This window comes from Streptomyces sp. NPDC001393 (genome assembly GCF_053597455.1).
The window spans coordinates 1-12,551 of the sequence record NZ_JBSFIH010000106.1 but is presented as its reverse complement, the minus strand read 5'-3'; the positions used below and the strand labels follow the sequence as shown (position 1 = coordinate 12,551).

Genomic DNA, 12,551 nt, shown 5'->3' with positions numbered 1-12,551 from the left:
CCACCGGCAGGCGACGACGAGCTTCCGAACAGCAAGAACACCGCTACGTCACGGTGTCACCTCCTGTTCTGCTGGGCGCACGGAAAAGGCTCAGTTTCTATAGGGCTTTGCCCTCTAGACCAGCCTAAATTCACTCCGGACAACCCCGTATTCAGCAGGAGCCACCCAACACGTGTAATGGGCCCCAAGGAGGTCCGCCTCTTCAATTCCAAGCTCTTTCGCAAGGCCTATGGCTTGCGTCTTGAACATCCTGGACGGGTTTTCGGCCTCCTGATAGAGAGCGATGGCTCCGCGCCGTTCGACAACAACGTACTCGACACGCTTACCCTCTCTGGCCGCGCCGGGAACATCCTGCAACTGGTGAGAGTGACCGCCACTCGACTGGCCACACAGTTCGCACCTTGTGTCTTCTGACGAGTTATTCATGGTAGGCATGATACTGCCGCGAATCGTTCCCCGGGAGTCGACCACCACCCATCAGCAGCTAGGCCAACGCAACAAGGCATGGCCCAACTCGCCCACTCCCAAGCCCCACACGCCAGAGGACCGGGGAAGGCGTGAGGCCTCTACGGGTGGGCATCGGCCTGTGATCGATACCCAATCCAGCAGGGGCCACACTCTTGCCTAACAGCTACCTCGCGGCAGGGTCAGGGGTGAATCCGTCAGTAGTCATCCGAAGACCAAACATTCATCCCGCCGTTCCCGTCCGGCCACAAGTATTCAAACGTTGCGCCCGTATCCTCCGAAGAAAGTCTCATCTGGCCTTGACAGTTCCCACATGGTGGTCGAGTGCCAGTTATTCGCACCAATCCACCTTCAGGAACTGGACTGGCCCCCCAGAATGGGTCACCGGCAATCTCATGCTCCCCGATCATCGGAGCGCCGCCAGATGCCCTCGCAGCGCGATTCTCGGTATGGACAGCCTGACGCGCCCTCCCGACGCCCAAACTGGCCTCCTCGGGAGTCGTGGCGCCGCTACGAAGGGAGTAAGAGTCAATCTGGGTCCCCTGCGCGTCATACACTTCCACATCTGCGAAATGTGTGTTCTTCGTGATCGGACCGCAGACCTCTGGAAGATTGGCATTGTGGACCAAGATCGGGATGCCGCCCGCCACAACATAGTACGTATGGAGGCCGCCGATGGTGAGGTCATAGGTCGTGGTGCTGGCGTGGTAGAGGCGGACGCCGGTGACCTCTGCGGTGCCCGTGGGGGTTTGGAGGACGTCGCCGATGTGGAGGTGGTCGGCGTCGACGAAGGAGGACTGCGTCTCGTCGTAGAAGGGGTGGTGGAAGGTAGTGGTCAGGGTCGAGCCATGGACGGCGACGTTCGTCGAAGCGGCCGGGGCGCCCTCGTGGTGGTGATCGGCTGCCATGGCGGGCTGACCGCCAACGAGGACCGCTGCGGCTGCTGCCAGGCCGGCGAGGCCCAACTTTGCTTTGCCCAGCAGGCGAGATCGCAGTGAGGTCGGTGTGGGCTTCGCCGTGGCTCTTGCCTGAGCGATGGTGACGTCAACGAAGTCGTGGTCGGTGTGGGTGACGATGACCTTGTCGACGGTGTGGGTCTGGGTTCCTGGCTGGCCGGGGACACTGTTCTTGATCTTGTCGCCGACCTTGATCTCATCGATGGGCTTGGTCGACCCGTCGGCCATGACGACGCTGGTTGAGCCCGTGAAGCTATGCGTTTCGTCTTGAGCAGTGGCGTTGGTGGGGCAGGCGCCACCGGCCTCTTCCTCGGGGACCTCGGAGGACGCCGGGTCGCCAGCCCCGCTGGAGACTCTCGCCTTGGCTGCGGCCACACCGGTGCCGACCGCTCCGCTGATAGCCCCGCCGATGGCGCCGTCCGCCCCTCCGCTGAGGGTGGCGTCGGCGGCCCCGCTCCAGGAGCAGCCGCTGCCGGTGTCCGGGCAATTCATGCCGTAACTTGCGGCGCCAGTGACAGCGCCGGACACGCCTCCGAAGGCTGCACCTTCGAGGGTGTTGGTGACGAGCGAGGGCAGTGCCTCACCGAGAGCGGACTCGGCCAACTTGCCGCCGAGGGATCCGCCGAGGCCGCCGCCGACCGCTCCCCCGACCGCGCCGAGCACGGTGGATTCAGCGAAGGCGCCGACGGAGCAGGCTCCGGCCTGGCCGTCCATGCACTTGGCGCCCTGGTCGACGGCTCCGCCGACGGCACCGGCCAGGGCCCCGCAGCCGATCGCTCCGGGGACGGAGAGGGTTCCTGCACTGCCTGCGGTGACGACGGCTTCGCATCCGGCGAAGACCGCGGTGGAGACGGCGAAGGATGCGATGGCCGCGGCGTGGTTCTTGAAGTATGTCGCGGTGGTGCGCACCGCGCGGGCGGCCGCGTGGTAGGCGGTCTTCACTACGTTGATCGTGCCGTGGTAGGCGTTGCTGGCGAATCTGGTCGCCGCGTGCCAGCCACGTGACACTTGTCGGGAGACTGCGCGATATCCGTCGTAGACCTCCGCGCTGAGCTGGGATATCTCGCGGTTGAGCTGCGCGATCTCGCGATCGAGGGAGGAGATGACGTCGTCGAACGCCGAGACGGCGCTGTCCCAGGCGTCCGAAGCCCACCTGCTGGCGGTGTTCCAGGCGTCCGATGCCCAGCTAGTGACGGTGTCCCACGTGTCGGAGGCCCAGCTGCTCGCCGTGTCCCAGGCGTCGGAGGCCCAACTGGTTGCCGTGTCCCAGGCGTCGGAGGCGGCCCCGGTGATGTCGCTCCACCAGCCGTGCCCCGTGGGGTCGGTGCGGGTGAGCGGGTTGTCGTCGACGTAGGCGAAGGGGTTGGCCGCGGCCGAGTTCGGGAGGGGGCTGAGGGAGGCGGTGTCCTTGTTCATGAACTGGCCGGTGGCCGGGTTGTACCAGCGGGCGGCCATGTTCACCTTGCCGGTGGCGTTGTCGGTCCAGCCGGACTGGTAGCCGAGCTTGCCGGCCATCGCGCTCGTGGTGGCGGTGGTGTTACCGAGCGGGTCGTAGGCGGTGGAGGCGGTCATCGTTGTGCCGTTGGCCGAGAAGTTGCCCACGACGTCGGTGTGCTGGTCGGCAAAGGCCAGTGTTGCGGTGCTGGTGGTGCCGCCGGCGGTGCCGATCCCGATCAGGGAGCCGCCGGGGGTCCAGGTGTAGGTGTTGGTGCCGTCGGAGGCGAGGGTGTTGCCGGCTCCGGTGTAGCTGAAGGTGGTGTTGGGACCGTTGGTGGAGGTGTCGGTGATGACCCGGCCGAGAGCGTCGCTGAGGTAGGTCTGGGTGCCCTGGGTGACCTGCTGGCCGAAGGCGTCGGAGGTGACGTTGACGGTGCCGGAGTTGGAGGTCTGCTGGGTGAGGGTGCCGCGGGCACTGTAGGTGTAGGTGTTGGTGCCGTCGGACGTGAGCTGGTCCCGGGCGTCGTAGGTGTAGACGTTGGAGCCGACCTGGATGCGGTTGCCCGAGTCGTCGTAGCCGTACGCCGTGGTCGTGGTGCCGTTGTTCCAGGACGTCAGGCGGTTCGCCCAGTCGTAGGTGTAGGTGTTGGCCGAGGCCCCGGCGAGACCGGTGGTGGTCTTCGATGTTTCGTTGCCGTTGCTGTCGTAGCGGTAGGCAATGGAGGCAATGGTGGAGCCGCCGGGTGCGGTGAGGGTGTCGCTGGTGAGGCGGTGCAGGTGGTCGTAGCCGTAGGTGCGGACGTTGCCACCGGTGCCGTAGGTGATGGTGGTGGGCAGGGACAGGGAGTTGTAGCCGTAGGTCAGCTGGGTGCCGGTCGCCGGGTCGTTCAGGGTGGCCAGCCGGTCGGCGGTGTCGTAGCCGTAGCTGGTGGTGCCGGCCGCGTCCGTGCGGGAGGTGGGCAGGGAGTCGCCGTTGTAGGCGAACGAGCTGGATCCCGCGGCGCCGCCGGCCGTGAGCAGTTGGCCGCGGTCGTTGTAGGTGAACGATTCGTTGGTGGCCGCGGTGGTGGTGCCGATGGCGGCGGTGGCCGCGGTGAGCATGCGGTTGTCCGCGTCGTAGGTGAAGGATCGGGTGGCGGTGGCGGCATCGGCACCGGTGCCGGACGCCGAGGTGAGGTTGCCGAGGTTGTCGTAAGTCGTGGTGACGGTGACGCCGCCGGGCTGGGTCTGGGTGACCGGGCGGCCGTCTGCGTCGTAGGCGGTGGTGAAGGTGGAGTCGGCGGCGGTGGTGTAGCTGTAGGTCGAGGTCGTCACCGACGGCTCGATGGTGGATTCGGGCAGGTTCCAGGAGTTGTAGGTGTAGATGGTCGGGTTGCCGCGTCCGTCGGTGTATCGGGTGCCGTTGCCTACGGCGTCGTAGCCGAAGGAGGTGGTGATGGAGTGGGTGGCGCTGACGGGCTGGACCTCGCTGGTCACCTTGCCGAGCGCGTCACGGGTGTAGGTCGTGGTGTGGCTGCTGGGATCGGTGGCCGACATCAGGCGGCCGGCCGCGTCATACGTGGCGGACTGGGTGCTCAGAACTGTGGTGTGGTCGGTGTCCAGCGCCTGGACCTGGGTGGCGTCTCCGAGCTGGTCGTAGCCGACGGTGTTGCGAGTGCCGTCGGGGAGCGTGACCGCGGTCCTCCGGCCCTGCAGGTCGTAGGCGTACTGGGTGGTGTTCCCGGCCCCGTCGGTGATCTGGAGCCGCTCGCCGACGTTGTCGTACCCGTACGAGGTGGAGACCCCGTCCGGGCTGGTGGTGGAGGCGAGGAAGGCGCCGCCGGGGTTGCTGGTGGAGGCGGTGTAGGAGTTGGTCGTGGTGTAGGAGGCGGTGCTGGGGTACCGCTCGAGCATGGTGGAGGTCAGCTGACGGCCCAGGAAATCGTAGGTGGCCTGGGTCTGCGCCCCTGTGGGGTCAGTGACCGACAAGGCCTGGCCGTTGGTGTCGTACACGGTGTGGGTGACGCCGTTGTTGGCGTTGGTGACCTTGGCGACGTCGCCCAGCTGGTCGTACAGGTAGGAGGTGGCGTTGGTCAGCGGGTCGGTGACCTTGGTGACGTTGCCGCCCTTGTCGTACGTCCAGCTGGTGGTGGCGTTGCTGATCGGCGTGGTGGAGCCGGGCGGGGTGTAGGAGGGCAGGGTCTGGGCTGCCTTGCGGCCGTCGGCGTCGTAGGCGGTGACGACGGTGTTGCCGTCGGGGTCTTGTGTCTCGGCCTGTTCGCCGAAGGTGTCGTAGCCGACCGTGGTGGTCGGGTGGACCAGGCTCGGAGTGCCGCCGCCGGTTTCGGCGTTGACCGCGGGGGCGCTGGTCACGACGAGGTGTCCTGCCTCGTCGTAGGTGTAGTTGGTGACGTTGCTGTCCGGGTCGGTCATCGAGGTCGGCAGGCCGCGCTGATCGAGCTGCCAGCTGGTGGTGGCCTGGCTGGTCGAGGCGGTGGTGCCGCCGGTGCGGCCGGCGGAGTACAGGGCCGAGACCTCGCTCGCGCTCAGCGCCCGCGCATATGACTGCACATTGTTGACCTGGCCGTTGAGCGGGTTGGTGGTGTTGCCGTTGTACTTGCCGTCTCCGATCACGAAGGAGCGGGAGGCGTTCCACGGGCTGCTGTCGCTGCCGGTGGCGGCCTGGGAGCCGTTGACGTACAGGGTGCCGGTGGCGGTGGAGGCGTTGAAGACGTAGGTGAGCTGGGTCCAGGTGCCGGCTGTCGCGCTGTTGGACGCGGCCGTGATGGAGGAGCCGGTGGCGTTGGCGGTGTCGGTAGTGGCCAGGTTGACCGTCCACGTCTGGGTGCTGGCCTTGTAGCCGAGTGAGAAGGCGGTGGCGCTGGCGCCGAACGCGGCGGCGACCGTCTGGTCCGAGCCGGTGCCGCCGGAGGCGAGGTTGACCCAGGCGGTGACCGAGTAGGAGGAGGCGGTGTTGAACGCGGGCCCGTTGGTGGAGATCGACTCTCCCGCCGCGCCGGAGAACGAGGCCGCCCCGCTCGACCAGCTCACCCCGGTGGCGCTGAGGTTGCCGGTGTTGCCGGTGCCGGACTTGTCGGTGACGGTCGTGCCGGAGGTCTGCGTCAGCGGCCACCACACCACCGGGTGCCCGGAGCCGTCCTCCTGTACAGAGCTGCTGGTCAGGTGGCCCATCGGGTCATAGGTGAAGCTGGTGGTGTGGGTGGCACCGGTGGCGTCGGTGAGGGTGCTGGTGGCCACCTTGTCGTCGGGGGTGTAGGAGACGGTGGTGGTGCGGTCCACCCCGGTCGGGTCGACGGAGGTGGAGGTGGCACGGTCGGCGGCGTCGTAGACCGAGGTCGTGGTCGTGGCGCCGTTGTTGGTGACCTGCTGGGTCAGGTTTCCGGCCGCGTCGTAGGTGTTGGACTGCTGGACGAAGGTCTGCTTGCCCGTCGGGTCGGACTTGGTGATGGTCGCGGTCAGTCCGTTGTCGGTATACGTGTAGGAGGTGGTGTTGCCCATCGAGTCGGTGATGGACTGCAGCCGCCCCGCGGCGTCGTAGGTGCGGGAGGATTCCACCAGGTCCTGCGCGGTCGAGGGGTTGACCGGGTCGCCGGTGTAGCTCTTCAGCGTCTGGCTCAGCAGATGACCGTTCGCGTCATAGGCGTAGGCGAGGGTGTTGCCGTTCGGGTCCTGCACCGTGGCCTGGTTGCCGTAACCGTCGTAGGTGTAGGTGGTGACCCCGCCGGCCGCGTCCGTGCCGGTGGACAACTGGTCGTAGCTGTTGTACGTCGACGACACGGTCCGGGAGGCGTCACCGCCGCTGCGGTCGGCCACCGTCTGTGAGGTGACGTTCCCGTCCGCGTCGTACACGGTGGTGGTCTGCGCCTGGTGGACGGCGCCGGTGACCCGGTCGGTCACCGACGGGTCCGTCTCGGAGGTGACCTGCGAGACGCCGTCGTAGGCGTACGAGGTGGTCAGGCCGTTCGGGTAGCTGTTGGAGGTGACCGACTTGGTCAGGATCCGGCCGATGTTGTCGTAGGTGAACTTCGTGACCTGGCCGTCCGGGTCGGTGATCGAGGCGATGTCACCGTCCTTGAAGTACACGATCGTCGTGGTCGCCCCGCCGGGGGACACCGTCTTGTACGGCAGGCCCTTGGGGGCGTAGCCGCTGTCCGCCGCGGCGATGGTGGTGCCGTCGGTGTAGGAGATCGTGGTGGTACGCCCGTTCGGGAAGCCCGCCACCGCCGGAGTCGTCACCCCGGTGCGGTTGCCGGAGGAGTCGTAGCTGTAGGAGGTCAGGTAGGTGTTGTCGGTCGCCGATGCCGAACGACCGTCCCGGGACGTGGCCACCAGGTCGTTCTGGGCGTTCGGGGACAGCTGCGTCGAGGTGTCGTCCGGCAGGTAGGTCATGTAGGAGGTCGAGCACTTCTGCCCGGCCTGGTTCTGGCAGGTGCTCGTCGAGACCGTGTTGCCGCGCACGTCGTGACCGGTGGTGGTCACATCGCCGTCCGGGTTGGTGACGGTGTGCTGGAAGCCGCCGGTGTCGTAACCGTAGGACGTCTTGTTCCCGAGCCCGTCGATCTGGTCGACCAGCCGGTCACCGTTCCACAGGTCGTACTGGTAGGTGTCCGTCTTGCTGCCCGGGTCGGTGACCTTGACCGTCTCCAGCGGAGTCAGCCCGCCCGACTGCTGGCCCGCCGCATAGTGCGCGGCGTCGTCCTGGCCGCTCAGCTGAGTGTTGTAGAAGGCGACCTCGGCGATCGAGCCGGGGAAGTAGCCGAGGGTGTTGGTGGGGTGGTTGGCCCAGTTGCCGCCTGCGGCGCCGGCGCCGACGTAGGTGTACCCCTGGCCCGTCGCCGACAGCGTGCCGGAGGTGCTTCCGGCCTTGTTGCCATCCAGATACAGAACCTGTGCGTTGGTCGAGGCGGCCAGGATGACGTGGTGCCACTTGCCGTCGTTGACCAAAGCGCTGGTGACCATCTGCGAGGAGGTCCCGTTGCTGTCCCAGAACTTTGCGTGCAGTTTTCCGTCGGTTCCCACATACAGTGCCGGGTCGTAACCTCCGCAGCCGACCGGGTTGTTACCGATCGCGCACTGCTCCTGGCCGACGAGCACACCACCAGCGGTATTGCCCGACGGCATGTTGAACCACATCTCCACCGAGTTCGGGCCCGTCGTCACGGTGCTGGTGGCTGAAGGCAGTTGCAGGTAGGACGAGGTGCCGTTGAACCGTGCCGCGGTCTGGTCCGAAAACGGGCCGGACGCACCGAGCGTGACATTGCTGTACGTCGCTGGTCCGGAGTTGACCTCGTCGACCGCCTGGGAGGCACCGGCCGGCTCACCCAGCCGGTAGTAGGTGGTGGGTCCCGCTCCCAGCACGGCGCCGCGGTAGACCTGGCTCGAGCCCGACACGGTGGGCGCCGCCATCGACCACGATCCACCGTTCTCGTCCGTCAGGTGCGTGACCGCACCCGTGACCGGGTCGTAGCCGACCGACGCGTACGCCTTGCCCGACGGCCGCGTCACCGAGCTCATCAGGCTGGCCGCCGTCGTACCCGCCTTGTACAGCATCGACACGTCCGCCTGGACCAGCGGCCGGCCGAAGTACGCCGCGTCCCCGATCGAACCATTGAAGTAGGTGGCGTAGATGGTGGAGGAGTTCTGATGCGGCTCGTCGGGCCATGTGGAGCCGAGGTAGCCGGTGCCCAGGTAGGGGTGGGTGAACAGCCATGGCATGTTGCCGGTGAAACCGAAGGAGCCGTATCCGGCGGCGGTGCCGACCTGCTTGCTGTCCAACCACATGGTCTGCGTGGTCCAGGAGCCGGCCAGCACCACGTGGTGCCACTTGCCGTCCGCAACCGATGCCGAGCTGGTGATCGGCGTGGTGGTGCTTCCGTACCAGAACAGGCCGTTGAGTTTGCCGTCACTGCCCACGTACAGCGCCGGAGTGAAGTCGCCCTGGGTGGCACTCGGCTCGATCGGCATGTCGGAGTAGGAGAACAGCACGCCCGCGGACGCCGTGGACGTCTTGAACCAGAGCGAGATCGTCTGTGACGAGGAGTTGGCGAGGTTGAGGTTCGGCAGTGCGACATAGGACGACGACCCGTTGAAGCCGGCCGCAGTGGCGCTGCTGCCCATGAGAGGACCCGGCTGGCCGAGCGTCACGTTGTTGTAGGTGCCAGCGTCATTGCCTTCCTGGGCGAGCACCGCACTGTTCGCCGTGGTGGTTCCCGAGGATTCGGTGAGCGGCCAGAACGAGTGCGGGCCCTCGTCCAGCGTCTCGTTGTAGTACTGCGAACCCGAGGCGTAGCCATACTGGGTGCAACCCGTGGTGTCCACCGGGGAGCACACCTTCGTCAGCTGGTCTCCGCTGTAGCTGTAGGTCCAGGTCAGCGCGGTCGACGAGTTCCCCGCGGTCACCGGGTCGGTCGAGACCGTGGCCGCATGCGCACTTTTCGCACCAGACGGTGTGGACCAGGTCAGGTGAAGCGCCCGACCCGAGGCCACCGATGTCACGGTCGTGATCTCGCCGGAGGACCAGGTGAAGTTCTCCGCCCGGCCATTGGCGTCAGTGATCGACGTGATCCCGTACGCGCCCGAGCCGAGCGACTGGGTGAAGCTGTACACCGTCGCGTTCTTGTCGGTCAGCGAGTAGCCACCGGTCACGCTCTTGAAGGTGGCGAACCGGCCCTGCGGAGGTGAGAACGAACCGTCGGAGTTCTTCCCGTACCCGATGACCGACCCGTCCGGATAGGTCACCTGCACACTCGAGACCGCACCCGACGAGTCGTACTGCTCCGTCGCCCTCGCGTCGAACACGGTCGACCAACCCGCTCCGAAGGCTCCCGCGGTGCGCGGGTCACGTGAGTTGTAGTCGCGCACCACCGACAGCGAGGGACCAGGCGTGGCCACGTTCGCATCCGTGGCCGAGGTGGTGTAGTTCCCGATCGCAGGGCTGTAGCCGTGACCGTCCGTGTTCTGCGACAGGCCCGAGGTGACCACCGGCTGCGGCACCTGCGTCGTCATGGCCTGCCAGTTCGGCCCCGACGACCAGTTGGTGCCGTCGGTGCACTCCACGAACCAGTAGTAGGTCTTGCCCCAGGTCAGCTTCCCGGCCGGGACGTTGTAGTAGTTCGCCGTGATCGTGCCGGAATCGACGATCTTGTTGCCCGAGGTGTCGTAGACCTGGAAGTCGTACTTCGGGTTCACGCCGAGGTTTCCGTCGACCTGCCCCGTCGCGGACAGCTGCGGGGTCAGCGTCTGCACCGGAGCGTTGTTCGGCGGGCTCGAACTCACGATCTCGGGAAGCACCGCGCCGGTGTACGTCAGCGCGAGATACGGCTGATAGCCGACGTCGTAGACCGACCCGAACTGCTTCCAGTGCAGAGTGTCCGTCGTTGAGGCGTAGACAGCCAGACCGTAGTCGTTGGTGGCGCCGGACGCCGACGCCCAGGTGTTGAACTGGCTCGTCGACAGGTTTACGGCAACCCAGTTGCCGGTCGACAGGTTTCCGCCGGTGTTACCGCACGCGTTCGAGACCGTCGGCGTGGCACTGCCGATCGAGGAACCGTAGGAGGGCCCGGGATAGGAAGTCACCTGCGACGGCGTCCAGGCCTTTGTCACCGGGGCGACGTCCAGCCGCTCAGCGGTGCACGTCGACGCCCACACGTCATACAGGTTCAGTGTCGCCGCGGAGATCGACACCTTCGAGCCGTCCAGGCCGAGAGCAGGGAAAGAGAGGTAGGAGACGGCGTCGTGCGTGCCGGAATCGTAGGAGCCGATCTTGATGACGGCTTCCATGGAGTGGTCGCCCGGGTTCTGCGACTCCGCGTAGGTCGTGGTCGCCTGCGCGTTGTCGTAGGACGGGTCCACCGTCACGGGGAAGACTCGCCCCGCCGCGTGCAGCCATGCCGGGTCCAGCGTCACCACCAGCGCGGTACGGCCGTGCTGACGCGTGAGTCGGTAGCTGACGGCGTGAGTGGTGGCGCGCTCCCCGGACTTCGGGTTGACCTTCGAGTCGTATGCGTAAGCCGGCGGGATCTCGCCGGCCCGCTTGCCCGTGGCGTCCCGCAACTCGATGGATCCGTCCTTGGCCAGGACAGGCGTCAGGCCCTTCAGGCCGAGCGGGAACGTCCAGGAGTTGGCCGCGCTCGCTGCGTGCAGGACGATCGATTCCTTCATGCCGACCGCGGTCGGCTGGAGCACCAAGTCCGTCTCGGGCAGGACGTGGGGGTAGGCCACCGACGAGCCGGACACCTGCGATACCGCCGATGCGGCACCCTGCAGGCCGTAGGAGAAGACGCTCCCGCTCCCGCCGCCCACTCGCGCCAACCCGGAGTCGGCCGCGGACGACGCGAAGTCCACCCCGATCGAGTTCGCCTTCTCATGCCAGCGTCCGTCCGAGCCACGCTGCACGCTGGTATTGATCGGCTGCCAGTTCCCCGCCGCATCCCGGTAGTTGATCGGGCCCTGGGCCAGCCTCCGGGTGTAGGAACCGTCCGCGTTCCGGTAGTAGTCCGACGTCGCAGTCGACTTCGATGCCACACGCTTGCTCGTCCTGGCGTCGAAACCCCGGACAACGGCGCTCGCCCCCTTGGACGCCTTCCTCGCGTATGGGGCGTACGCCGGCAGTTCGCCCTTACCCCGCCCAGGTCTGTGACCGGCACCTCGTCCAGACCGTGTCGACGCGGCCGATGCGTAGTGGCCCCGTCCCGCCGCCGTACCCGACGCCTGCCGCGGCAGATGTCCCCACCGCGGCGACACGGGGTCCTTCATCCAGGCCGCGACATCCGACAGCGTCGGCATCGACAGCGCGGGCCAGCCCCGGTCCACAGCCGGTGCGTCCTGGCCCGTCAGCACCACCGCCAGTCCCGCCAACGCCAGCACCGAGGCGGCTCGCCCGAGGCGACGCTGCAGTCGTATCCACCGGGCAGAGCGGCGGAACGGGCGAGAGCGCATGACAACTCCCAGAAGGATCGGCACGAAAGTCAGCCGAGGATCCTGGAAATGATCAGCGCATCGCCAGAGGGTGCGTCATGTCTAAATCAAGCCTTTACGATCAAGCCACTGACCTGTGCACTTACGTCATCATGCAGCAGTTCCACGCCACTTGGTCACATTTTCGTCGCATCCTTCACGACATGGGCCACCGCAACGCGTGCGCCCGCTGCACCGGAGAGCACCGCGACATTGCGCAGTACACGGCCCCCTCCTACCACCACAAAGCGGACCTTGGGATTCCGCGGGGCCACCTGCTCCACCGCCGCGGTCTGTGTGTCCCCTACAGCGAGCACCACGTCGCAGTGCCGCTGCACCAAGGTATTCACATACGGCACCGCGTTCGCCACCGCCGCCGGCCCGAACACAGGCAACGAAGACACCTTCGTGTGCGTGGCAAGCGACGCATCCTCCATCCCGGCCCACACCACAGCCGCCCGCGAACCCCTCACGCCGTGACTGTCGGTCAGCAAACAAGCATCGGATGCGCTGTACTGCCGGGCTCTCGGCGCCGTACCCCCGCCACCTGTGGCCAGCAGTCCGCCCACCACGCCCCCGGCCAGCACCACGACGCCGATCCCACCCCACACCAAGACCTTGCGTTGCACCACAGCCACCTTTCAGTGGACGTTAAGTCCGATCTTTCTCGGTTCGTGATCGCTCGATCGTGGTACTGATCGCCAGGTCGACCACTTACTGGGCATGTCCATGCTGTGA

3 protein-coding genes are annotated in these 12,551 nt (G+C 66.7%); 1 reads left to right on the top strand and 2 read right to left on the bottom strand.

What is annotated here, in order from left to right; genetic code table 11:
- Window positions 1–414: hypothetical protein (locus ACWC2T_RS44755; RefSeq protein ID WP_450676039.1), on the top strand; the 414-nt coding region annotated here is incomplete at its 5' end.
- Window positions 415–662: 248 nt separating this feature from the next.
- On the opposite strand, the gene ACWC2T_RS44750 is transcribed toward ACWC2T_RS44755, so the two are convergent.
- A complete protein-coding gene (locus ACWC2T_RS44750; RefSeq protein ID WP_450676038.1) occupies window positions 663–11,381 on the bottom strand; it encodes a LamG-like jellyroll fold domain-containing protein in 10,719 nt (3,572 codons plus the stop codon).
- A 569-nt stretch (window positions 11,382–11,950) separates the two neighbouring features.
- Window positions 11,951–12,442, bottom strand: coding sequence for a BMP family ABC transporter substrate-binding protein (locus ACWC2T_RS44745; protein WP_450676037.1), 492 nt, complete (start codon window positions 12,440–12,442; stop codon window positions 11,951–11,953).
- Window positions 12,443–12,551: the final 109 nt, after the last annotated feature.